Genomic DNA, 24,362 nt, shown 5'->3' with positions numbered 1-24,362 from the left:
TTCCCTTTCAGATCTGTTTCCCAGCCCCGCGTTCAGGCTTCCATCGAAAACAACGAAGTGACGCTTTCTGAAGCGTACCTCACGTCTGAAGAGAGTTGCTCCGCATACCTATCGTGCGGCCAATCCGGCGATGCCGCCGGATTGAGCCTGGTTTGAAGGGCAGGGGCACGAGTTCGGCCTGGATTCAATGGTCTTCCGCTGGAGCCTGCAGAGCTCTTCAACCCTGGCTGCCGTCCGGGACCGCATGGATGGCGCGGAAAGAGACACAAAGCCGATTGAAGGTGTTTATCAGACCCAACGCGACAGTGAGGTGTGTCAGCTCTCTCTTGGAAAAGTGCCCCAAAGCCTCTTGGTACAAGGCGTCCGGCACGCCCCCGTCGGATATCAGTGTCACTTTTTCGGTCCAGGCCAAAGCAGCACGTTCACGCGCCGAGAACAGAGGAGATTCCCTCCAGGCAGAGACGAGGAGCAACCGATGTTCACTTTCGCCGTTTTCAAGGGCTTCCCGGCTATGCATGTCGACACAATAGGAGCATCCGTTGATCTGGGAGGCACGTAAGTTGACCAGGTGAATCAGGTCTTTTTCCAGTACGCTTTTGTCGACGGCTTTCTTCAGTTCCATCTGAGCATTCATCAACTCAGGCGCTTCTGCATAGAAGTTCAGTCTCGGTTCCACAGGTCGTCCTTTCGGTGTTGTGTGCCTTTCGGGTATTCTGCTTGCCCGGTGGCTACACCTACAAAGACGGAAGCAGCGCCCGCTTGTGACGGCCGCATTGGTTTTTCTTTCTCGATAAAAAACTGACAATTACCTGTCACAGAAACCCGCCCGGTTTCGTCTGGTACCTTGAGGACAATGTTCGAAAGGAACCCGGCATGCACATGATTGCGGAAACAGAAAAGCTAAGACCAAGGCTGTTCAGCTTCGCATACCGGCTGCTCGGCTCCCGCCAGGAAGCAGAGGACGTCGTCCAGGAGGCGTTCCTGCGTTGGCACAGCGCGAAAACAACAGACATTCGAAGTGCCGAAGCCTGGCTCGTCACAGTCCTGTCCCGACTGTGCGTCGACCGGTTGCGGGCCATTCGGGCGGAACGCCAGAACTATGTCGGGCCCTGGTTACCCGAGCCGTTGCTTTCAGTCGAACAGTCTCCTGATCACACGGCAGAACTTGCTTCCGATCTATCGATGGCTCTTCTGGTTGTCTTGCAAAGACTGTCCGCGGAGGAGCGGGTCGGATTTCTGATGCATGATGTCTTTGACTGCGACTATTCGGAGGTCTCGGTCGCGCTCGGCAAGTCCGAAGCTGCGTGCCGCCAGCTTGTCTCCCGCGCGCGCCGGAGGGTCAGACGGGACAAGCCCCGCTTTGAAGTTTCCGATGCCGCGCACGGACAACTGGTGAAGCAATACGTCCAGGCCGTGCAAGAGCGCGACGCAGATCGCATCGCAAAGCTGCTCGCACCGGACGCCGTTTTCACCAGTGATGGTGGAGGAAAGGCCTGGGCGGCCCTTCATCCGATCATCGGGGCAGCCAGGATTGCGCGCATGGAAGTGGGGGTCATGACGAAACTACCCCGCGGTTACTCGCTGGAACTGGCGGACGTGAACGGCCAAGCCGGCATCATCGGGAAAGTCGATGGTCAAATCTATGCCGTGACATCCTTTACAACGAATGGCCTCCGGATCCTGTCCGTCATGCGCGTCCTCAATCCGGACAAGCTGACTGGTGGCCTGCACCCGCGGGCATAGCCCCCGTGCCTGGCCGTTGGCCCGACGGCCACATGGATCGTTGCAAGGCGATCGACGGTAGACTATCTAATCCTGGTATCCGTGAATTTGGAGTGCCTTGTCATGGGAAGTTCGAAGTCAGCAGAAAAGTAAGCCGCAACAACCATATCGTTGTTGCGGCGCTCTGTTAGACCGGCAAACTGAATCGACTGACAAGCTGCCGCCGCCCTTTGTTTCCTGAAAGAGCGGTTGAATTCTCATGACATCCCAACGACCGAAATGGGCCTATACGCTGCCAGCGGCGCTCCTGCTGCTGGCTCCCTTCGACATTCTCGCCTCGCTGGCGATGGATATCTACCTGCCTATCGTTCCGGCAATGCCAAGTATCCTGAACACGACACCTGCCGTCATCCAGCTGACCTTGAGCCTCTACATGGTCATGCTTGGCCTGGGACAGATTGTCTTTGGTCCAATCTCGGACCGGATCGGTCGGCGGCCTGTGCTGCTGATCGGAGTGGCGGTGTTTATCGTCACTTCGCTGGGGGCAGCCTGGCCGCTGTCGGCTTCAGCCTTCGTCGCATTGCGTGTGGTTCAGGCTATAGGAGCCTCCGCAATGCTGGTGGCGATGTTCGCAACTGTTCGTGACGTTTATGCCCAAAGGCCGGAAGGGGCTGTCATCTATGGGCTACTGGGTTCAATGCTGGCCTTCGTTCCTGCGATCGGCCCCATGATCGGGGCATTGATTGACAGGCTGTTCGGCTGGCAGGCAATCTTCATTACCCTTGGCATTCTGGCCTTGCTGGCAGGCCTGCATGCCAGCTGGAGATGGACCGAGACGCGGCCAATCGGCCATGGCAAGCTGCACCGGCCTGTTTGGCCTATTTTCAGAAGCCTGTCCTTCTGGGTCTACACGACGGCATTCAGCGCAGGCATGGGAAGCTTCTTCGTCTTTTTCTCGACGGCACCCCGCATTCTCATAGGCCAGGCCGGCTACTCGCAGATCACCTTCAGCCTCGCTTTCGCAAGCGTTGCTCTCGCCATGATCGCGACAGCACGGTTTACCAGAAAGTTTGTCGAGGCATGGGGGACAGCCGGATCCGTTGCGCGGGGTATGGTCATGCACATTTGCGGTTCGGTTCTGTTGGGGATTGGACAAGTATCCGGCGCGCCTTCATTTCTCGGCTTCATCGTACCGATGTGGGTCGTCGCTGCAGGCATCGTTTTTACTGTGTCGGTAACCGCCAACGGAGCCCTAGCGCAGTTCGACGATATCGCCGGCTCTGCGGTCGCATTCTATTTCTGTATCCAGAGCCTGATCGTAAGTGTATTCGGCACGCTGATGGTTACAGTGTTGAACGGCGACACTGCATGGCCGGTGATTTGTTACGCCCTCACCATGGCATTCCTGGTCTCCTGTGGCCTTCTTCTGCTGCGGGCGCGCAGGCCACGGGGGAGAGACGCATGAGACGTTCATCGCTCAGCTGATTGGCGTCACGACGACGGAAGTCACTGTCTGTGCTGACGGTGCCCCCAACTAGGGGCGCCGCCAGACGGCGCTCACTGGCGCAAGACCTGCCTGCACATTGCAGACGTTACGGGTCACCGGTCCCGGCCTTCCCTCCGAAAAGGAAATCATGATGCAAAACGATACCTACCGCCGGCACGTCATCCTGTCCGGATGTTCGGGTGGCGGAAAGTCAACGCTTTTGACGGAACTGGAACGACGGGGTTTCGAAACTGTCCCGGAACCCGGCAGGAGGATCGTCGCCGAAGAGCAGCAAGCTGAGGGGAGGGCGCTTCCCTGGGTCAATCTCGAAGCCTTCGCCAGAAGAGCGATCGACATGTCATTCCGTGACAGGGAGCGACTGAACAGCGCTGAAGGATGGGTCTTCTTCGACCGGGGGCTGATCGACGCAGCTGTTGCCCTGGAATACGCGGCCGGCGTAGCCGTGACAGATACCCTCGGCAAAACGAGCCGATTTCATTTTCAGGTCTTTCTGACACCACCCTGGCCGGAGATTTACGCCATAGACGCCGACCGCCAGCACGGCCTGGATGAAGCAATCGGAGAATACCAGCGATTGCTCGATGCCTACGGCCAACTTGGCTACGAGAAAATCATCTTGCCGAAGACGGATGTCGGGAAGCGAGCGGATTTCGTCCTGGGTCGTCTCTCCGGCCACTAGAGACGCAGCTCTAGATCGACATCACCACTCTGGTGCGTACTGCGTATCTATTCTTCGCTCGGCTGTTCTCGCTTGCCGGCCAGGATCTCGCGCTTGCCGACATGGTTGGGCGCGCCGACAAGGCCTTCGTTTTCCATTTTCTCGACCAGGGTAGCCGCGCGGTTGTACCCGATGCCGAGGCGGCGCTGGATATACGAGGTTGAGCAGCGCTTGTCGCGCAGGACGATCTTCACCGCCTTGTCGTAGAGATCATCACCGTCTTCGGACGCGATGGCACCCTTGTCGAAGACAGCTTCTTCTTCTTCCAGCTCTTCCTCTTCTTCCGCAGTCACGGTTTCAAGGTACGCGGGCCGGCCCTGGCTTTTCAGGTGGGCGACAACCTGTTCGACTTCCTCGTCCGAGACGAAGGCGCCATGGACACGGTTGATACGTCCGCCACCCGACATATGCAGCATGTCGCCCATGCCGAGCAGCTGTTCCGCACCTTGCTCGCCGAGGATCGTGCGGCTGTCGATCTTCGACGTGACCTGGAAGGAAATCCGGGTCGGGAAGTTTGCCTTGATCGTGCCGGTGATCACGTCGACCGAGGGACGCTGTGTCGCCATGATGAGATGAATGCCTGCGGCGCGGGCCATCTGCGCCAGACGCTGGATAGCGCCTTCGATCTCCTTGCCGGCGACCATCATCAGATCCGCCATCTCGTCAACGATGATGACGATGTACGGCATCGGAGCGAGGTCCATTTCCTGCTGCTCGTAGACCGGTTCCCCCGTATCGCGGTCGAACCCGGTTTGCACGGACACGATAACCGGTTCGCCCTTCTGACTTGCAGCGGCGGCACGCTGGTTGAAACCGTTGATGTTGCGCACGCCAAGCCGTGCCATCTTCCTGTAGCGATCCTCCATTTCGCGCACAGCCCATTTGAGAGCTGTCACGGCCTTTTTCGGATCGGTGACGACAGGCGTCAGCAGGTGCGGAATGTCGTCGTAGATGGACAGTTCCAGCATCTTCGGATCTACCATGATCAAGCGGCACTCTTCCGGCTTCAGGCGGTAGAGCAGCGACAGGATCATCGTGTTGATGGCAACCGACTTGCCCGAGCCGGTCGTTCCGGCGACCAGCAGATGCGGCATCTTCGCAAGATCGGCAACAACCGGCTCCCCGCCAATCGTCTTGCCGAGGCTAAGCGCAAGCTTGCAGCTGGTCGCGCGGAAGTTGGTCGAATCGATCAATTCGCGGAAGTAGACAGTTTCACGCTCCGTATTCGGCAGCTCGATCCCGATGACGTTCCGGCCGGGCACGACCGCAACACGGGCAGAGATGGCCGACATGGAACGGGCAATGTCATCGGCAAGGTTGACGATGCGCGAGGACTTGATGCCCGGGGCCGGTTCGAATTCGTAAAGGGTGACCACAGGCCCGGGGCGCACGTGGATGATCTCGCCACGCACCTTGAAGTCTTCCAGAACGCTTTCCAGAAGCCCCGCATTCCGTTCCAGTTGCTCCTGCGTCATCTGGAAGCCCGGACCATCCTGCGGCAGTTGCAGCAGATCGCCGGACGGAAACTCGTAGCTGCCGAACAGCGACTGTTGACCGGATCCCGCTCCGATCGGCGGCAGAGCCTGTGTGCTGGAGGACAAGGACCGGGGTGTGGGGCTTGGCATCGAAATCGACACTCTTGCCCGACCGGCAGCGTCCTGATTGCCTTCCGGGTTTTGTCGTGCTGCCGGCCGTTGGCCGGTCGGCTGCGGAGACGGGTTTGCAGGCCTTGCGGCAATTGGTCTGGAAGAGGAAGGCGTGGGGGATGCAGAACCGTTGCATTCGACGACCTTGTACAGCGACACGATTCCCTCCGGTGGCCGCGCCACCTGTCCCGCGACGGGCACCTCCTCGTAAGCCGTCCTGACGGCTCGTACCGGCTCCGTGACCTTCTGCGCAGGCACTTCCGCACTCGGCTGCGGAGTGATGGCATCGTCGGACATGAATTCAAAGAAGGCGTGATCGGACAGGAAACCAAGGTGCGCCGTGGAAGAATGCGCGTCATTGGCAGGCGCCTGCACATTCACGGGTCCACCATCGGCGGCCTGACCAATCACCTGTGCAACTGGCATTGTTCCGGTCACAACAGGGGAGGGCTTTGGCGAGACCAGTGGCTGCTGCGCAACGGGCTCCGCCTCGACCGGGGAAACAGTTTCACCGGCGCTGACTTCGCTCGTGTTTTCTACCGTTGCAGATCGCTGCTTTGAACCGCGGTCTGGCGTCCGGGTGAAGCGAACGTTGGGTGCAAGGTAAAAATAGCTCTGGCAAGATTCGTCCGAAGGGGTTTCCACCCCCTGGTTTCCATCTCCTGCCTGCTGCTGCGGATTGCCTGCAACATGTGGCAACCGGCGCGTCTCAGGCACCCGTTCACCATCTGTGGTGGCGGGTTGCCCGAGCGGGTTTTCGCCCTGCACTTTCCGACTGGAATCATCGGGTGAAGCTGGCTGACCGGCATCGTTCGAATTCGAAAGTGAGAAATTCTTCCGGGAAATACGCATGGACAAAGAAGACTAGTGTTTCGGGTTGAACGCCTTTGGGAGAGATGTAGGAAAATAAGGTTAACAGTCTCTATCCAAACCCTGTCATTCTCGACCTTTGAGCCACCCCCGCTCGACCGTCAGACGTGCAAATTTCGGCGAAAATGCGCTGAAAACAACACCTTGATGCCAGTTCAACGATATCGCGTTTATGTGATGAGCCCTTTTTGTCGGGCTCACCCTCCTAGCCGATGCAAAAACGGAAGCTGGCGGCGATGATCTTGCGGTCCATGTCGCTGAGATCGATCGCCCCGCGCACCTCGCCACCGGACGACATTCCAAGAAACAGGCTGAACTCGATCCGCTCGGTAACCGATAGCAGTTCAACAACCTTGTCGTTGATTTCGACCTCGACGCTGCTGTCACCGACAACCCGAAGGATGTCCTTGGTGGCTGTCGCCGTGATGCCACGTCCTTTTGAGAACATGTTGATGCTTGTCGTCGGCAGGTCATCAGGGTTCAGAATACCGCCATCGGTCGTGATCAGTACGTAGGGCTTGTTCTTGCGGCAATAGCTGGAAAACTGGCTCGCGAGATCATAAAGGCGCGTGACGCTCTTGCGCTTGCTTGCTGCCACCAGACCCTGCTTGTAGGGCTCCAGAAAGAACTCCCCGAACCCTTCCGGCGTGACAAGGGCAAATTCCTCAAGCTGCGCCGCGTCGGGAACGAACATGTCGTCCGGCTTCGCACCCGTACCAAGAACGAAGATGCGAGCATCGATTCCCATTTCCAGAAGGTAACGTACAATCCGGCTGGACAGTTCCTGCGCGGACATCAGTGCCTGGTCCACCTGGCTGGACGACACCTGGCCAGTCCTCTCTCCGGACAGGTAGAACTGGTGGAAGCCCAGACGGTTTCCCTCGGGAATGCGTCTGACTTCACCTCCCAGGAACGCGTAGGAACAGGCGCTCATGCAGTAGCCGCCGTCCACCGTGTCCCCGAATGTGCCCTCGGACTTCCAGATGCCGATTTCCGTTTCCATTCCCCTGGCACGGATCAGCTCTCCCAGTTCCAGTCCCGCAATCAGACTGCCGCCGGGGCTGTGCAGCAGAACCTTGTTGCCGTCGGAATGCTCATTCTTCAGGTAGCTGGAAAAGAGCGCGGGCGTTTTCGCGGTAATCTGCCCTTCGGCTCTCACATAACAGGACGCCGCGTTGTTGCCCTTGCAGACGTTTTCGAACGTCATGCTTTCTGCCCGGGCAGCATCTGGAGACAATGCAATAAAGGCAACAACCGCGAACACCGCCAGCCGCCAACCACGTGCGGCGAAAATCCGCCCCAAAGACTTTTTCATTTCGTTTCCCTGAACCGGTAAGACCTGAACGTCGGTCAAACGAGAAAACAACAAAGCCATTAAAGAGAGCCTGAAAAATCAGGACAAGAGAACGATCGCTCTGGTCCCAGTCTTATCAAGCCCGATGTCTTTGTTGCCTTCTGAACTGGCATCAGGGGAAAACGGAATTGCGTTTTTCACCAACCCCTATTTGGGGGGTCTTGAAGGCTAGAAGGAGGGTGGCAGGAACCTGCATCATTTCCCGTAGCGGGCCTCCAGGGCGTCATAGTAGCCCTTGTTCACCACGCGTTGGCGCTCTTCGAAGCCTGCGATAACGCCTGTGTCTTCAAACTTGCGGTTTTTCTTCAGGTCAGAAAGAGCCATGCACATTCCTCGTATTGCAGCCTGCAGCGCGACATTGGCATACAGAACAAGAGAAAAGCCCATGGCTTCCAGCTCCTCGAACTCAAGAACCGGCGTCCTGCCGCCAACCACGATGTTGAGCATCTGCGGTGTTTCTTTCAGCCGGGCGGGAATAGCGCGTATTTCTTCCACGGATTCAGGTGCCTCGATGAACGTGATGTCCGCACCATCTTCAATGAATGCCTCGGCACGCTCCAGAGCAGCGTTAAGGCCGAGCGTCGCACGGGCGTCCGTACGAGCAAGGATCATGAGGTTCGGGTCTGTGCGTGCGTCCACGGCTGCACGGATCCTGTCACGAGCCTCTGACAGATCGGCCACATCCTTGCCTGAAAAATGCCCGCACCGTTTTGGATTGAGCTGGTCCTCAATCTGGATCGCGGAAGCGCCTGCCAGTTCCAGCGTTCGGACGGTGTGATACAAATTCACCGCATTGCCAAATCCCGTGTCGGCGTCCGCGATAACGGGAAGCGTTGAAACGTTGCGAATGGCCGCAGTATGCGCCGCGATGTCGCTCAGCCCCATGAAGCCGAGATCCGGCTTGCCATAGTAGCTGTTCGTGAGACCCGCTCCTGTCAGGAAAATCGCTTCAAACCCACAATCCTCGATAACTCGCGCCGCAAGCGCATTCGCGGCGCCCGGCAGCAAGAGAGCTCGATCTTCCTCCAGGCGTGCGCGAAATGCAGCGTTGATCTCGTGATTCATCATCTGGTCGGATTTCCCTTTTTGGTATTGTTTGAAGTGTCGTCGGCGTAGCCCATCCGCTCACAGAAGGATTTCCAGCTGTTGCGAATGTGACGGCGCATCAGGATGTCCGCCAGTTCCGGATCGCTCTCTACCACGGCCTGGCAAATGCCGTGATGTTCACCGATCGCCTTGCGAAGGCGCCCACTTGCATTGCGGCTGTGAATGCGAAGCAGCATGAGCTGCGGATAGAGCTGTTCGGACAAAAGGCGCAGCAGCAATCCGTTCTCGGACAGCCGGGCAAGCTCCAGATGAAAATCATTGTCCGTGCCCTGCATTTCCTCGGATGTGAAGCGGTCTTCCGTGATGTTTGCCAGCGCGACCAGCGCTGATTTGCCGGCTTCGTCGGCGCGGATGGCCGCGAGACGGGCCGCTTCGGCTTCAAGCGCCTCCCGCAGTTCGTACAAAGCCCTTGCTTCTTCTTGCGAGAATTCCCTGACCCGCGTGCCGACATTGGGCACCGAAACTGCAATGCCGATTTCGACGAGACGTGAAAGCGCATCGCGGACCGGCCCACGGCTTACGCAAAATCTCTCCGCGAGCGCCGCTTCCCCAAGCCTTTGACCCGGTGTCAGCTCGCCGGAGAGCATCTGGGACTTCAATGTATCGGCAATCAAGGAAGCAGTATCTCTGTGCTGGCTCATTGTTAACAATCTTGCTTTCGCGATGGATTGAAAATTCTGGACGACATTGCATTCTAGTCACAATATATTTGTTATGTCTAGGTTTTTTGGATTTCGACATACCATTTTTAGCCAGTTGCAAACACAAATAAATGGGACTAAGGTTTCAATTGTTAACAATATGGGTTCGTGTTGCAGGGCCCTGGTGTCTGGGAGGATCAATAATGACCAAGACTTTTCGCTCGGCCTTAAGAGCACTTACTCTCGCAATGGCGATTGCGACCGGCACAATGGCGCAGGCAGAAGAAGCCTGGCCGACACGACAGATCACGTTTGTCATCCCCTTCGGTGCGGGCGGATCTGTCGACCGTTCGATGCGGCTCGTTGCCGAGCAGCTGCAAGACAAACTCGGGGTGCCTATCCGTGTGGTGAACCAGAAGGGTGGCGGCGGCCACGTCGGAACAACCTATTTCCTGAGCCAGCCGACCGACGGGTCGTCCTTCCTCGCAACCGCCATTCACCCTTATGTCTCGAATGCGATCCTGAAATTCGATCCCGACTACACACTCGACGACCTGGCCTTCATCAACGGCCAATGGACGGACGTGGACCTGTTCGCGGTCAACAAGGAATTGCCATTCAACACGCTGCAGGAATTCATGCAGGCCGTGAAAGATGAGCCGGGTCGCTACCGCGCATCGGTTGTTACCGGGTCAACCGGTGAAATCAATCTTCGACTTGCGCTTGAAGCCTTTGGTCTTTCGGACGACGCCGTCAACGTTGTCACCTATGAAGGTGGCGGTACGGCCCGAACGGCCGTTGCCGGTGGACAGGTCGATCTGGTCGTGATCAGCGCATCGGGCAGCCTTCCCGTTGCAGAGTTCATCCGTCCTCTGGCGGTTGCCTCCGAAACCCGACTGGAAGATTGGGACGCGCCGACCCTGAATGAAACACTCAAGGACGAAGGCGTAACGTTGACGCCGCTTCTCGGATCCATTCGCGGCATCGCGGCCAATGCGAAGTTCGCTGCCGAGCATCCGGAAGACTTCGACCGCTTTGTTGCGGCTTATGAAGAAGTCCTGCAGGACGAGGACTTTGTCGCACTGCTCAAGGAACAGGACATCGGAGCGGACTGGGTCGGCCCCGAACGCACGACGGAAATCGTCAAGTCCAACTTCGAAATCCTGAAGCGCTTCTCCGCCGATCAATAAGAGATCTGCCACTTCGGACAACATCAAGGGATGCCGGGGATCCCCCTCGGCGTCCCGCTCCTGAGCCATCCGACAGCCACAGGTCGCCCATGTCCATTCGATTAGCCCCTTCCCACGCGATCTTTCTTGCCCTTGCGCTGGCCCTTACGTTCGCCATGAACCGCAGTGCAATTGCCGCGAAGTTCTCTCTCAACAACCTGATCATCCTCGCGCCGGCCAGCCTCCTGGCGATTGTTCTGGTCGCGGTCATCGTGTTCTCCCAGTGGGGACGTGAAGAGGATCAGGGCGAGAGCCTGCGCAAGACGGCAGGGGATATCCTGCTGCTCGCACTCTTTTGCGGGTTTTGCGGATCGATGTTCTACATCGGGTTCGACGTCGCGACCTTCTTCTTCGTCTGGCTCGGAATCGTGATCTGCAGCGAGCGATCCCTGTGGAAGCCACCGCTCTTTTCCCTGGTCTTCACCGCAACAGTCACCAGTGCCTTTGGCGCACTTTTTCCCTTCCCCATGCCCACGCTGGTGTTCTGATGGTCGACTTCTCCGCACTTACATCCGCACTTGACCTGATGTTCAGCGGCATGGGTCCCTGGATCTTTGTGATCCCGGGTCTGCTCATCGGGTTGATCTTCGGTGCCGTCCCGGGTCTTCAGGTATCAATGGCGATGGCGCTTTTCCTGCCACTCACCTTCACGATGGACTTTATCCAGTCGATCATGTTCCTGACCTCCATCTTCACCGGCGGGGTTTATGGCGGTGGGGTCACGGCCATCCTGATGAACATTCCGGGCTCGTCGTCTTCCGTGGCAACCGCGTTCGACGGTTACCCAATGGCCTGTAATGGCCGCCAGAACGAGGCCCTCGGGCTCAGCCTCGGCGCGTCGGTAATCGGAGCCTTCATTGGCTACGTTGTACTTTTCCTTCTCATCCAGCCGCTCGCCGTGGTGGTTCTGAAGCTTGGTCCGCTTGAAATGGTCCTGGTGATCGCCTGGGGTCTCACATTGATCGCGGCGCTGAGCGGAGCGTCCATGGCAAAAGGCCTGCTTGCGGGGATGCTCGGACTCATTCTGAGCCAGGTCGGCATGTCCACGACAGGTGTTCTGCGCGCGACTTTCGGCAGTTCGTATCTTCTCGATGGCGTACAGGTGGTGCCCGCGATGATCGGCATTTTCGCCGCTTCTGAGCTCCTGCGCATACGGGAAAGACAGACACTGAGCACACGAGACGACGTGCCGCCTGTCGCCTTCAGGCCGATCATTCGTGCGATGTTTTCGACCTTCAAATATCCCTCTGTCCTGCTGCGCGGCAGCGCAATCGGCGTCCTGATAGGTGCAGTGCCGGGGGTTGGATCTTCCGTTGCCAATCTCGTTGCCTATGGCGAGGTTCGGCGAACATCTTCACGTACAGAAGAATTCGGCACAGGCCTTCCTGAGGGGGTGATTGCTGCGGAATCCGCCAATTCATCCTCCGAAGGCGGATCAATGGCGGCGCTTCTGGCGCTTGGCATTCCCGGCGGAGCGGCCACGGCAGTACTCATGGCGGCCTTTTCTTTCCACAACATCGTCGGTGGTCCGGCTTTCATCCGGGACCAGGGCGACCTGGTCTACGCCATCATTGTCGGCAATCTGGTTCAAGTTCTGCTTCTCGGCATTGTCGGCCTGCTGGTGCTGCGTCTGCTGGGCATGGTAATCAAGGTGCCACTTCGGTATCTGGTCCCCTCGGTCCTTGCCCTGTGCGCCTGGGGCGGCTTCGGCGTGACGGGCACGATTGCCGGTGTTCTGACCGTTGCAGTCTTCGCTTGCCTCGGGTGGCTGATGCGCCGGCATTCCTACCCCGTGGCGGCAACGGTTATCGGGTTGCTTCTGGGAAGGATGGCTGAGGGCGAGATGGTGCGCAGCCTTCAGATTTCCGGCGGGCATCTCGGCAGCTATCTGCTGGAGCGACCGTTTTCCATGCTGCTGCTCGCAATGATGGTCTTTTCGATCGTCGCAGCTTTCCTGAAGGCACGTTACGCACGCCGCGCCGCCCTGTCTCCCGATACCCAGGAATAATCAAATGACATCAGACTGGAACACCGGCGCGGACTTGACCGTCGCCGACAAGACATACCGATATGCGTCTCTCGCCCGTCTTCAGGAAGCCGTACCCGGCGCGGTAATTGAGCGCCTTCCTTTCGTGACGCGAGTCCTCCTGGAAAACCTTTTACGTCATGTGGATGGAACTAAGGATGCTGCCGAACGTGTTGCGGCTGTTGCAAGGGGTGAAGACGTCGGCGACATCGAGTTCTTTCCTGCCCGGGTGCTGATGCCGGATTCTTCAGGTGTACCGCTCCTTGCCGACCTGACGGCCATGCGGTCAGCGGTAGCCGAAAGAGGCGGTGACCCGAGCAAGGTGAACCCGAAGATTCCCGCCGAACTGGTGGTGGACCACTCCGTGGTCACCCAGTTTGCCGGAACCGCGGATGCTGAGCGTCGCAATATCGCCCTCGAATATGAACTGAACGCCGAGCGCTATACTTTCCTGAAGTGGGCGGAAGCCAATTTCCGCAATTTTCGGCTGTTTTCACCCGGCAAGGGCATCGTCCATCAAGTCAATCTGGAATACTTGGCAAGGCCTGTTCGAAGCGCAAAAGTCGAAAACACGCTTTGGGCCTATCCGGATACGCTTGTCGGCATGGACAGCCACACACCGACGATCAACGGGCTCGGTGTCATGGGCTGGGGGGTCGGCGGCATCGAAGCCGGCGGCGCCTTGCTTGGCTTGCCGATCTCGATGGCTTTCCCGGATGTTGTGGGGTGCCGCTTGACCGGCGCCTTGCAACCAGGTGTCACGAGCACGGATCTGGTACTGACGGTGACAGAGGCACTGCGCAAGCACGATCTGGTGGGCAAGATCATCGAGTTTCATGGCAACGGGCTGGATTCGCTGAGCGTGCCGGACCGGGCGACCCTTGGAAACATGGCACCGGAATACGGGGCGAACATGGGGTTCTCGCCGCTCGATGCCAAAACCATGGAATATCTGCGCCAGACCGGACGTGACGAACACGATATCGCGCTTGCAGAAAATTATGCAAAAGCTCAGATGATGTGGGCGGACGGGGCTGATACGCCACAATATGCCCAGGTGATCACAATCGAGCTGGACCGGATCAAGCCGTCCGCGGCTGGCCCGCGCCGGCCACAGGACAGGCTCGATCTGGAAGACGTTCCCGGCAGTTTCGACGACTTTCTTGATGCGCGTACCGACGTTTCAAAACCCGGCCCCGGCGCCTTGTCCGACGGGGATATCGTAATCGCCGCCATCACATCTTGCACCAATACGTCAAACCCTTCGCTGATGATTGCTGCCGGGCTCGTTGCTCGAAATGCCGTAGCGGCGGGACTGACGGTCGCCCCCAAAGTAAAAACCTCCCTTTCTCCAGGATCGCGCGTTGTTTCCGCTTACCTTGCAAAATCCGGTTTGCAGGACGATCTCGACCGTCTCGGATTTCAGGTAACAGGTTTTGGCTGCATGACCTGTGCCGGCGGGTCCGGACAGCTTGCGGCTGACATCGAAGAGGAAATTCGCACCCGGAACCTCAGCGTGACTGCAGTTCTTTCCGGCAACCGCAATTTCGAAGGCAGAACACACCCTCTGGTCCGGGCAGCCTATCTTGCTTCGCCACCGCTCATTGTCGCCTATGCGTTGGCCGGCACCGTGCGGATAGATCTCGCGAACGATCCACTCGGAAAGCGCGCTGACGGATCTCCGGTCTATCTCGCAGATCTATGGCCGGACCTTGGGGAAATCGACCTACTGACGCAGTCGATGGTGACTGCAGACCAGTTTCGGGAACAATACGGCCGGATGCAGGAAGCAGACGAATTCTGGGAAGCACTGGCAGTGCCCGAAGGCGAAGACTTTCGCTGGGATAACCAAAGCACCTACCTGCTGCGTCCACCTTTCCTAGATGACGTTACGGGCGAGGCCCGCAACATCAGCTCCTACAGGCTGGAAAATGCCCGCCCGCTGTTGATCCTCGGAGACGATATCACGACCGACCACATTTCGCCTGGATCCGCCATTCCGGCGAACAGCGCGGCCGGGCAATATCTTCTTTCGCTTGGCGTTCCGGAGAACCGGTTCAGCTCCTACATCGGGAGACGCGGAAACCACAACGTCATGATGCGGGGCACCTTCGCCAATATCCGCATACGCAACCTGATGGTTCCGGGGACCGAAGGTGGGATAACCCGGCATCTTCCAAGCGGAGACACCTGTACGATCCATGAGGCTGCCGGCAGGTATCGAGCAGAAGGCGTCCCGCAGATCGTGATTGCCGGACGCAACTACGGCAATGGCTCCTCCCGCGACTGGGCGGCAAAGGGAACCCGTATACTGGGCGTACAATGCGTTGTTGCCGACAGTTTCGAGCGCATCCACCGGTCCAACCTCGTCGGCATGGGCGTGCTGCCGCTTCAAACGACCGACGGACACACTGCGGAAACACTGGGCCTTACAGGCGATGAAACTTTCGATATCATCTTTGAAAAGGGACTTGCCCCCAAAGCCAGAGGATATTTGAGGATCTCTTCCGCCGATGCTCGCCCTTCACGCGAGATCCCGCTGCTCTGCCGCCTCGAAACCGCACGCGAGGCGGAAATCTACGCAGCAGGGGGCATTCTGCCCTATGCGATGAACGAGATGATCAGCCCTATCGGGAACTGATTGATAGCCGTGACGACCATGACCAGACGAACGGGCTGAGGACGACAAGGCAAAACGCGATCACGTCCTCAGCGCCAACTGCAGCTGTGCCTGTCGACCACAACCACTTGTGTCCTCCGCGCAATTTTCTCCACCTGAAAAGATCAATCAAATCGCGGTTGCGCAACACATAAGTTTGTGCTTATGTGTTGCCATGGTGGAAAATGACATCTTCAAGGCTCTGGCCGATCCAACGCGGCGCGCAATCTTCGAGAAGCTGGCCGATGGCCGCATGAACGCAAGTTCCCTGCGCAACGGCATGGACATAAGCCAACCGGCAATGTCCCAGCATCTCTCCGTCCTGTGTCAGGCAAAGCTTGTGCGACAGGAACGGCAGGGCAGGTTCGTGAACTACGAAGTAGACCCTGATGGGCTGGCCCTTATCGCCGGCTGGCTCGCAAAATACCGCGCCTATTGGCCGGCCCGCATCGATGCGTTGAAAACCCTGCTGAAGGATATGGACCAATGAGTGACCAAACGCCTGATGTGGAGTTGGCGACTTCCGTGCAAGGGGAGATGGAAACTGCTGACATCGTTCAGGAATATGAGCTGGAGGCGCCACCGGAAAAGGTCTGGCGAGCCATCACCATCCCCACTTTCAGGGAACGATGGCTACCGGACCACGATCTCGCACAGGTAGAACCTGTTGCCGTGGTACCGAACCAAGAGATCCTTTTCCGGCTGCGCGATGATGCCCCACCATTTCTGGAAAGTGTCGTGCAGTTTCAGCTGCACCCGATCAGCAGCGACCGAACGCTTCTGACGATCAGGCAACGCCTTGCCGATGGCCGGCTGGCGTCTCGCGATACCTGGGCAGCAAACAGCAACGAGCCGGTCATGATGCTGGCCGCATAAGCTCTTTCCGACCAACCCAAATCATTGAAATACAGGAGTTCGCCCATGCGCGAAGCGATGCAGCTCGTCCCGATGGTCGTGGAACAATCCAGCAGCGGTGAACGCTCTTTCGACATCTATTCGCGATTGCTGCGCGAACGGATTGTCTTTCTCAATGGCGAGGTGAATGACACGGTGTCGGCCCTCATCTGCGCCCAGTTGCTTTTTCTGGAGGCGGAGAGCCCCAAGAAGCCGATCCAGCTCTACATCAATTCACCCGGTGGCATGGTCACCAGCGGCTTCGCGATGTACGACACCATGCGCTACATCCGGGCACCCGTTCATACGCTGTGCATGGGCACTGCCAGGTCGATGGGATCTTTTCTGCTCATGGCCGGGGAACCTGGCGAAAGGGCCGTGTTGCCGAACGCGAACATCCTTATCCATCAACCGTCCGGCGGCTTCCAGGGGCAGGCGTCGGACATGGCGATCCATGCGGAAGAAATCCTGCGCACGAAGGAGCGCATGACACGGCTTTACGCGAAGCATTGCAACAGAACCTACGAGGAGTTCGAAGCCGCGATGGACCGGGACCGGTACATGACACCGGAAGAGTCCCTGGAATGGGGACTGGTCGATCGCATTCTGTCCGAACGCGACCTCGACGGCTGAACCAAGACCTACGAACGTCGTTAGCGCGACAGATATTCTGCCGGTACGACGATCTTGCTAGACCCGGTCGACACGTTTTGCATGCGCTTTTCGAGCAGGTCCCAGGCATTGTCCACGATTGCATTGACGGGATAGCGCACACAGCCGATTGGCGGGGTCACCAGATCCCCCCAGTCCGGGTCATCCAGCGTAACCACGGAAATGTCGCGATCGCTGGACGCGCCTTGCGCCTTCAGCGCTCTCAAGGTCCAGATTGCAACGGAGCTGTTGCCGACGACAATTGCGTCCGGTGGTGTTGAGGACCGCAGCGCCTTCTGAAACCGCGCTTCAAAATCGGCAGCATTCTCACCACGCTCCAGAACGCTGCTTTGGATGGCGCTGCCGCTGTTCGCAATTGCCTGTTCGATGCCCGCAGCTCTTTGCCGTGACACGATAAGGTCCTTTCTCTGGGGAATGAACAGGATGTGTTTTCGCCCCCGTTCTGCAAGTTGGCGAACAATCTGCTGCATCAGATCGTTCTGATCGACTGTCACGTAATCGAAGCGATCGTCTTCGTTCAAACGTTCGATGATCACGGCCGGAACATCGGAACCGGCAATCAGGTCGAGCGACTTTTGCGGCTGCCAGGTCGGCAGAAGGACCAGACCGTCAACCTTGCGCTGCAAGAGGGTCTTCACCCGGCTGAGTTCCCTTTCAGGATCCTGGTGAGAAACGGCCATGACCATGTCAAAGCCATGCTTTTCCGCTGCATCTTCGAAAGTTTCCGCGAGAGCGCTGAGGAAGGCAGGCGTTGCATATGTGGTACAGAACCCGATCGTCCGGGTTTTTTTGCGCCTGAGGGTTTGCGCCGTGCTGTCCAGCTGGAACCCGAGGTCACTGGCAGCTTTCAGAACGAGCTGCCGTTTTTCTTCGCTTACAAATCGGGTGTTGTTCAAAACGTTCGAAACAGTTCCAACCGAGACACCGGCAGCTTTGGACACATCTGTAATGTTAATTTTCTTATTTGAATCAGACATTTAAAAATATCGCTCTAGCACTGCCCAGAATCTCTCTTGCCGGTACCGGATGATAATGCTACACCTATTGAAACGTTTCAATAGCCAATGCCGCCTTGAGCGGTTTTTTTGAAGTCATTCATTGAAACGTTTCAATAGCTTGGCATTTATCGGCTTTCAGTTGGAGGAGATGAAAGATGAGGAATTCTGGAAAATGGCTGCTGGCAGCCAGTTGCGGGACCATGCTGGCGGCAATGAGCTCCCTGCCGTCACAGGCGGAGCCCGTCACCATCACCTGGCAATCGACGTCGCTCAGCGAGAAGCAATTCGCGCCGCTGGCGGAAGAAATGATCGCCGAGTTCGAGGCCGAAAACCCGGACATCAAGATCAAGCCGATCCTCGTTGCGCGCAAGGAAGACTGGACAAAATTCGCAACCGCTGCCCAGGCTCAAAAAGCACCGTGCATCTATCGCGGCGACGTCACGACTGCGGCCTATAACGGCTACCTCCATCCACTTGACGAGTTCTTTGAAGCAAGCGGTGACGATTTCAAGTCCGTCTGGCCGCAGGATATCCTCAGCGCGGTTACCTTCGAGGGCAGCCTTTATGCGTTGCCGGTCTACGCCGGCATCTACGCTGAAATTTACAACAGGGATCTTGTCGAGGCTGCCGGTCTGGACCCTGAAGCTCTGCCGACCACCTGGGACGAATATTCACAGTGGATGCAGAAACTCACCACTGACGACCAGTGGGGCACGGCCATTCTTGCCGGCCCGACGACGACCACCACACGCACGTTGTTGAGCTGGATCTATTCCAACGGCGGCCGGGCCTTCAATGACGACTATACGGAATCCCTGTTCTCCAAAGATCCGAAAACGGTCGAGGCCATAAAGTTCTATCTCGGCCTGGCTGAAAAGGGCGTCGCGGCTCCCGGACCGGCCACGATCAACTATGCGGAACAGACGACCCTGTTTGCCCAGGGCAAGATCGCATCCATGCGCAACGCCTATTGGGGCCTGGCCAAGGTCCTGAACGACAATCCGGACCTGAAAGGCAAGCTGTTGGTCGCCTGGCCACCCGCAAATACGGATCAGCCACGCACCGTCGCCAAGATCACTGCTGAAATGATCTCTTCCAGCTGCGAACACCCGGAACAAGCCTGGAAGTTCCTGCAGCATATCGTCAGCCCGAAGTGGCAGACACGTGCCATGCTGGAAGCCAACTACATGCCGCTTCGCACGGACGTCGCAGAGCAACCGGAAATCAAGAACGACCCCGTCGTTGCCAAATTCCTGGAGATCGGGGCGGTGGCAAAAACAATTCCGGCGCCAACACCCGTATGGGCAGATGTCGCCGGCAAGGACGTCGTGCAGGCCCTTCAGGAGGCTCTTCTGCAACCCGAGCGCCTGACGGAAATCCTGCAGGAACTCGATGAGACCGTAACAGCCAAGCTGAACGACCTCTGATCACACCCGGCCCCAGGAAACTATCATGACGACTGTAGACACAGCTTTCCAAGACGCGGTCAATACGCCCGGGAAACGCGACATATGGCGGGCATCCGGGCTCAGGCGAGAGCGCTGGTATGGATACCTGTTCCTGGGGCCGGCAATCGTTTCGCTGTCCCTTTTGATAGCAACACCGTTGATCCAGGCTTTCTGGACATCGCTTCATCGAACCCGCGGACTTCGGTCTTCCTTCGTCGGTTTCGACAATTATGCCTACATCCTCCAGAACAGCGATTTCTGGCACAGCTTGAGTGTATCGGCCGTTTTTACGGTGGCTTGTGTGTTTCTCCACGTAAGTGTCGGAATGCTGCTGGCGCTGGGGCTGAATTCCATCTCCTACGGCAGAACGCTTCTGAGGCTCGGCTTCCTGATGCCCTGGATCGTTGCCCCTTCCATCGGCTCGGTCATCTGGGTCTGGTTGCTCGAGCCACAGTTCGGCGTGATCAACTACATTCTGGAAAGCGCGGGGCTCATCCGTGAAACAGCCCTTTGGCTCGCGGATCCCGTGCTGGCGCTGGTGTCAGTGATTACGGTCGATTTCTGGCGGGGCATGCCCTTCGTCATGCTGCTGCTTCTTGCCGGTCTCCAGGGCATCCCGCGAGACCAATATGAGGCGGCTGCACTCGATGGCGCCAACGCCTGGCAGCAGTTCAGGCACGTAACCCTTCCGAACCTTAGGTATCTGCTCATCGTCGCCGCGACGCTCGATACGATCTACACGGTCCGGCATTTCGACGTAATCGCCGTGATGACGGGAGGAGGCCCGGCAGGCAGCACCGAGGTACTGCCGGTCATGATTTACAACACCGCTTTTGAAGCCAACCGCCTCGGCCGGGCATCGGCGATCGGCATACTGCTCCTCGGCATCGTCCTGACCCTGTCGGTTCTCTACCTCTACATTGTCAAACCGGAAAAAGATAAGGGGGGAGCGTGACAATGCGGTCTGCAATTCGCCTTGAGCATGTGCTCCGATATCTGGTGCTGATTGTCCCGTTGGTGGTGATGCTTTTCCCACTCTACTGGATGGTGAACACATCACTGAAGCCGGCATCAGAGATTTTTCTGGATCCGCCGACCTTCTATTCCTGGAACTGGTCTTTCGATGCTTACGTCAGCGTTCTGGAGACCCGGCCTATCCTCCGCTACTTCGTGAACAGCCTTGTCGTTGCAACCGGAACAACCGTTCTGGCACTCGCTCTGGCAACGCTTGCCGCCTACGGCATCACGCGGTTCAGGATGCGGATCGAGCCTCTGGTGATCATCGCACTCCTGTTCGTGAAGATGCTGCCGGAAGCGCTGCTGGTGGTGCCCTATTTCAAGCTCATCTCGGATGTCGGCATGCTCGACACCTATGCCGCGCTGATTGCCGTCTACACTTCCTTTGCGCTTCCGCTTGCGACGTGGATGCTGGTCGGTTTCTTTCGCCAGATCCCGAAGGAGATAGACGAGGCTGCCATGATGGACGGGGCCAACCGTCTGCAGGCGTTCGTCAGGATCGTGCTGCCGCTGGCAAAGACGGGGATCGCGGCCGTTGCCATGTTCACCTTCCTCACGGCCTGGAACGCATTCATCTGGGCGCTGGTACTTGTCACGGAACCGGACATGTATCTGCTGCCTGTCGGGATCGCGACCCTGATGGGGGAATATCAGGTCGAGTGGAACGAACTCATGGCAGCAGCCGTCATCGCTGTCGTGCCCGTCCTCATCATCTTCAGTTTGCTTGAACGACACCTTGTCGCCGGCATCACAGCCGGTGCGGTCAAAGGCTAGAGCCTCTTGCACCGACACCGTGTTCAAACACCTCAAGATCAATCCATTTCCGATCCTTCAATCGACGCGACTGAAGGGTCTGGATCCAGGGAGAAACAGAAATGGCGACTGTTGAAATCAGAAATTGCCAGAAATTCTTCGGAAAAGCCGAAATCCTGTCCGGCGTGTCTGTCGATATCAAGGATGGTGAATTTGTCGTGCTGGTCGGCCCGTCAGGATGTGGAAAATCGACCCTTTTGCGCATGGTTGCCGGGCTGGAGGAAGTTTCCGCCGGCGACATCATGATCGACGGCTCCATCGTGAATGATGTTGCACCGAAAGATCGCGACGTGGCGATGGTCTTTCAGAGCTACGCGCTTTACCCGCACAAGACCGTTGCCGAAAACATGGGCTTCAGCCTGCTTCTTGCCAAGCGGCCGCGCGACGAAATCAAGATGCGTGTCCAGGCCGCAGCGGAAATTCTCAACCTGGAAACGCTTCTGGACAGATATCCGAAACAGCTCTCCGGCGGGCAACGGCAACGGGTTGCGATGGGCCGCGCCATCGTGCGTAACCCGAAGGTCTTTCTCTTCGATGAACCGCTCTCGAACCTCGATGCAAAGCTGAGACTTCAGATGCGGACCGAGATCAAAAAACTGCACCAGAAGCTCGGCACTACATCCATCTATGTCACGCATGATCAGGTCGAGGCCATGACCATGGCAGACCGTATCGTGGTGATGCGCGATGGCCGAATCGAGCAAATCGGCACACCGGCTGAACTCTACAACAACCCGCGCAACATGTTCGTTGCCGGCTTCATCGGCTCGCCTGCAATGAATTTCATTCGAGGACAGGTTCAAAAGACGGGCGGCGAAGGTGTCTTCGCATCGGCGCCGGATGTGCGATTGCCGCTCCCGAATGCGGGCAAGCTGCACGACGGCCAGGACATCGTTTTTGGTGTCCGCCCCAGGCATTTCAACCTGTGTGACCAGCATCATCCCCAGGCTTGCCGAATGACCGTCGACGTCGTCGAACCCACAGGCGACGAGACCGAGGTATCCGGCTGGCTCGGGGGTGAACTGATTTCAATTTCCCTGCCTGGCGAGAAACGCTTTACCCCGGGAGAGGGCCTTTTCGTAACGCCGGTCCCCGGCAGGGCTCATTTGTTTGATGCAGCTTCAAAACAGCGGTTGGAACTATGAGTATTCAAATGACGACGAACGCGGATTTTAAGGACAAAGACCATATGTCTGCTCTGGCCGCAGACGAACGCGCGAGAGTTGTTGCCGTTCGCCATTGGCTGGTCGGTGTCCCGCTCAAGAACCCGATCCTGTGGGCGACGGGCGTGCGCTCGCGTGTGACGCGGATGCTGGTGGAGGTTGAAACCGCCTCAGGTATCAAGGGTTACGGCGAAACGATCTGCCTGCTGGATTACATTCCCGCGGTCTTCGAGACTGTCGTGAAGCCACTGTTGCTGGACAGGCCGGTGCACGACACCGAACGGCTTTTCCGGCACGTTCTGGGCGCAGGATATTATCATCACCAGCGTGCGGCGGTTTATGCGGCGGCAGCCGCGGAAATGGCCATGTGGGATGCGGTTGGCAAGTTCGCCGGCCTGCCGTTGCACCGCCTCTGGGGCGGGGCGTACCGGTCCGATATCGAGATCGCCAGCTATCTGTTCATTTCCTCACCCGAGGAGCTGGCGAAGCTGGCTCGTACCGATTACGACGCCGGTTACCGGTCCTTCAAAATCAAGATAGGCCTCGATCCGCAACAGGATCTGGCCCTCGTCAAGGCCATCCGGGAGGAACTGGGCCCACATGCCCATATCCGTGCGGATGTAAACGGGGCCTGGACCATCGGCACCGCCAAGCGGATGCTCGAGATGCTCAAGCCATATGACCTTGCCTATGTCGAGCAGCCTCTGGAACTGACGGATCTGGCAGGCCATGCTGAACTACGGCAAAGCCAACCGATACCGATTGCACTGGATGAAAGCGCCTACACGCTTCAGGAAGTCGCCAATATTGTTGCCAACAGGGCCGCAGACGTGGTGCTTCTGGACCCACACCAGGCAGGCGGATTGAAGCAGGTCCTGAAGGCTGCCGGCCTTTGCGAGGCCTACGGCATTCCCGTTACGCTCCACAGCGGCGGAGAACTGGGTCTCAGTCAGGCTGCCTATCTCCATGTTGCAGCGGCCTGTCCGAACATGATCCTGGCGATCGACAACGAGCTGCCGTATCTATCAGGAGACATCCTGAAAGTGCCGTTCAGGATCGAGAATGGTCACCTGCGGGTGCCGGAAGCTCCCGGCCTTGGTGTCGAGATTGACCTGGACGCTATTGCCCGTTTCGAAGTCGACCGCATCGAAGGGGCCTATCTCGATCCGAGACGACCGGACTGGTTTCCGCAGAAACCGGCTTACTGACAGACTGACTTCAACCGGCCGGGTGTTTGGCCGAGCTCAAGAGCACGCCGAACACCCGCCTTTGTTAGGCGCCTTGATCAAGGCTGAACCAGGACCTGAATGCGGATCGCGATAACTGGAACACACGGCTCCGGCAAGACAACGCTCGCAAGCGATTTCAGGGAAGCCAGTCCCAGCTACGAAGTGCTTCCCGAACCCTACTGGCAACTTGTTCAGGAAGGTGTGGCGTTTTCCGCCAGGCCGACGGTTGAAGATCTGGAAGAGCAACTGGGGTACAGTTGCCGGCAAATCCTCGACATCGCCACCGGTCAGAGTGTTGTCTTCGACCGCAGTCCGCTGGACTTCCTGGCCTATCTGGACGTCGTTAGTGCGGGGCAGGGATTTGACTGGGAACCACAGGGCCGGCTTCTGGGCCGGATAGACCGAGCGCTGAAGTCGCTTGATACCATCATCTTCGTTCCCCTTGTCGAACCGGACGAAATACCCGGACCAATCGAGCTGCCCAGATTGCGCGCCTGGGTGGACCGAAGACTGAAGGCCATCTTCCAACAGGACGATCTGGGCCTGTTGTCAGACGGCCCGCAAATCCTGGAACTCTCAGGATCGCGAAACGAACGGCTCGACAAGCTGCTGGACCATATCGTGGCGACCAGCAACTGCTGAGGCAGGC

Annotated in this window: 22 protein-coding genes; 16 read left to right on the top strand and 6 right to left on the bottom strand. The window is 57.9% G+C overall.

What is annotated here, in order from left to right; genetic code table 11:
- Positions 1–217: 217 nt before the first annotated feature.
- Positions 218–676 (bottom strand): carboxymuconolactone decarboxylase family protein, encoded by a 459-nt coding sequence (locus FIV03_RS29760; protein ID WP_152512384.1) that lies wholly within the window; start codon positions 674–676, stop codon positions 218–220.
- A 197-nt stretch (positions 677–873) separates the two neighbouring features.
- Here FIV03_RS29760 and FIV03_RS29755 point away from each other — a divergent pair, with 197 nt between their 5' ends.
- From FIV03_RS29755 to FIV03_RS29745, 3 genes are all read left to right on the top strand, one after another.
- The gene (locus tag FIV03_RS29755) at positions 874–1,743 is read left to right on the top strand and encodes an RNA polymerase sigma-70 factor (protein WP_152512383.1); all 870 of its coding nucleotides are present in this window, start codon (positions 874–876) and stop codon (positions 1,741–1,743) included.
- Between the two features lie 238 nt (positions 1,744–1,981).
- Positions 1,982–3,187, top strand: coding sequence for a CmlA/FloR family chloramphenicol efflux MFS transporter (cml, locus tag FIV03_RS29750; protein WP_152512382.1), 1,206 nt, complete (start codon positions 1,982–1,984; stop codon positions 3,185–3,187).
- 172 nt (positions 3,188–3,359) lie between these two features.
- Positions 3,360–3,908 carry an AAA family ATPase gene (locus tag FIV03_RS29745; protein ID WP_152512381.1) on the top strand — a complete coding sequence of 183 codons (549 nt, stop codon included), beginning with the start codon at positions 3,360–3,362 and terminating at the stop codon, positions 3,906–3,908.
- 47 nt (positions 3,909–3,955) lie between these two features.
- Here FIV03_RS29745 and FIV03_RS29740 read toward each other — a convergent pair whose 3' ends face one another.
- From FIV03_RS29740 to FIV03_RS29725, 4 genes are all read right to left on the bottom strand, one after another.
- Positions 3,956–6,445, bottom strand: coding sequence for a DNA translocase FtsK (locus FIV03_RS29740; RefSeq protein WP_152512380.1), 2,490 nt, complete (start codon positions 6,443–6,445; stop codon positions 3,956–3,958).
- Between the two features lie 223 nt (positions 6,446–6,668).
- Positions 6,669–7,778, bottom strand: coding sequence for a hypothetical protein (locus FIV03_RS29735; protein WP_152512379.1), 1,110 nt, complete (start codon positions 7,776–7,778; stop codon positions 6,669–6,671).
- A gap of 234 nt (positions 7,779–8,012) precedes the next feature.
- Positions 8,013–8,885, bottom strand: coding sequence for an isocitrate lyase/PEP mutase family protein (locus FIV03_RS29730; RefSeq protein ID WP_152512378.1), 873 nt, complete (start codon positions 8,883–8,885; stop codon positions 8,013–8,015).
- Positions 8,882–9,565 carry a GntR family transcriptional regulator gene (locus FIV03_RS29725; protein ID WP_152512377.1) on the bottom strand — a complete coding sequence of 228 codons (684 nt, stop codon included), beginning with the start codon at positions 9,563–9,565 and terminating at the stop codon, positions 8,882–8,884. The genes FIV03_RS29730 and FIV03_RS29725 overlap by 4 nt, the downstream gene beginning before the upstream one ends.
- 203 nt (positions 9,566–9,768) lie before the next feature.
- Between FIV03_RS29725 and FIV03_RS29720 the strand changes: the two genes are divergently transcribed.
- The 7 genes from FIV03_RS29720 (at position 9,769) to FIV03_RS29690 (ending at position 17,006) form a co-directional block, all read left to right on the top strand.
- Positions 9,769–10,755, top strand: a complete 987-nt coding sequence (locus FIV03_RS29720) for a tripartite tricarboxylate transporter substrate binding protein (protein ID WP_152512376.1) — start codon at positions 9,769–9,771, stop codon at positions 10,753–10,755.
- 89 nt (positions 10,756–10,844) lie between these two features.
- On the top strand, positions 10,845–11,282 hold the full coding sequence (locus tag FIV03_RS29715) for a tripartite tricarboxylate transporter TctB family protein (RefSeq protein WP_152512375.1): 438 nt from the start codon (positions 10,845–10,847) through the stop codon (positions 11,280–11,282).
- Complete coding sequence (locus tag FIV03_RS29710; RefSeq protein WP_152512374.1) at positions 11,282–12,802, top strand: tripartite tricarboxylate transporter permease; 1,521 nt, start codon at positions 11,282–11,284, stop codon at positions 12,800–12,802. The genes FIV03_RS29715 and FIV03_RS29710 overlap by 1 nt, the downstream gene beginning before the upstream one ends.
- 4 nt (positions 12,803–12,806) lie before the next feature.
- Positions 12,807–15,461: an aconitate hydratase AcnA gene (acnA, locus tag FIV03_RS29705; RefSeq protein WP_152512373.1), complete on the top strand. Its 2,655-nt coding sequence runs from the start codon at positions 12,807–12,809 to the stop codon at positions 15,459–15,461.
- 193 nt (positions 15,462–15,654) lie between these two features.
- Positions 15,655–15,969: a metalloregulator ArsR/SmtB family transcription factor gene (locus tag FIV03_RS29700; RefSeq protein WP_152512372.1), complete on the top strand. Its 315-nt coding sequence runs from the start codon at positions 15,655–15,657 to the stop codon at positions 15,967–15,969.
- Between the two features lie 47 nt (positions 15,970–16,016).
- Positions 16,017–16,355 (top strand): SRPBCC domain-containing protein, encoded by a 339-nt coding sequence (locus FIV03_RS29695; RefSeq protein WP_152512492.1) that lies wholly within the window; start codon positions 16,017–16,019, stop codon positions 16,353–16,355.
- Between the two features lie 45 nt (positions 16,356–16,400).
- Positions 16,401–17,006 carry an ATP-dependent Clp protease proteolytic subunit gene (locus tag FIV03_RS29690; protein WP_152512371.1) on the top strand — a complete coding sequence of 202 codons (606 nt, stop codon included), beginning with the start codon at positions 16,401–16,403 and terminating at the stop codon, positions 17,004–17,006.
- 20 nt (positions 17,007–17,026) lie between these two features.
- Here FIV03_RS29690 and FIV03_RS29685 read toward each other — a convergent pair whose 3' ends face one another.
- Entirely contained in the window at positions 17,027–18,022 is a 996-nt protein-coding gene (locus FIV03_RS29685; RefSeq protein WP_152512370.1) for a LacI family DNA-binding transcriptional regulator, read from the bottom strand.
- Positions 18,023–18,198: 176 nt separating this feature from the next.
- Between FIV03_RS29685 and FIV03_RS29680 the strand changes: the two genes are divergently transcribed.
- The 6 genes from FIV03_RS29680 to FIV03_RS29655 all read left to right on the top strand — a co-directional run bounded on the left by FIV03_RS29680 (position 18,199) and on the right by FIV03_RS29655 (position 24,355).
- Positions 18,199–19,470, top strand: coding sequence for a sugar ABC transporter substrate-binding protein (locus FIV03_RS29680; RefSeq protein WP_152512369.1), 1,272 nt, complete (start codon positions 18,199–18,201; stop codon positions 19,468–19,470).
- Positions 19,471–19,495: 25 nt separating this feature from the next.
- Positions 19,496–20,446, top strand: coding sequence for a sugar ABC transporter permease (locus FIV03_RS29675; RefSeq protein WP_152512368.1), 951 nt, complete (start codon positions 19,496–19,498; stop codon positions 20,444–20,446).
- A gap of 2 nt (positions 20,447–20,448) precedes the next feature.
- Positions 20,449–21,282, top strand: coding sequence for a carbohydrate ABC transporter permease (locus tag FIV03_RS29670; protein ID WP_152512367.1), 834 nt, complete (start codon positions 20,449–20,451; stop codon positions 21,280–21,282).
- 101 nt (positions 21,283–21,383) lie between these two features.
- A complete protein-coding gene (gene ugpC, locus FIV03_RS29665; RefSeq protein ID WP_152512366.1) occupies positions 21,384–22,466 on the top strand; it encodes a sn-glycerol-3-phosphate ABC transporter ATP-binding protein UgpC in 1,083 nt (360 codons plus the stop codon).
- Positions 22,467–22,510: 44 nt separating this feature from the next.
- Positions 22,511–23,692 carry a mandelate racemase/muconate lactonizing enzyme family protein gene (locus FIV03_RS29660; protein ID WP_173014007.1) on the top strand — a complete coding sequence of 394 codons (1,182 nt, stop codon included), beginning with the start codon at positions 22,511–22,513 and terminating at the stop codon, positions 23,690–23,692.
- A 99-nt stretch (positions 23,693–23,791) separates the two neighbouring features.
- On the top strand, positions 23,792–24,355 hold the full coding sequence (locus FIV03_RS29655) for an AAA family ATPase (RefSeq protein ID WP_152512364.1): 564 nt from the start codon (positions 23,792–23,794) through the stop codon (positions 24,353–24,355).
- Positions 24,356–24,362 lie beyond the last annotated feature (7 nt).

The organism is Labrenzia sp. THAF187b (assembly GCF_009363375.1).
GTDB lineage: Bacteria > Pseudomonadota > Alphaproteobacteria > Rhizobiales > Stappiaceae > Roseibium > Roseibium algicola.
This window is presented reverse-complemented; position numbering and strand designations above follow the sequence as displayed.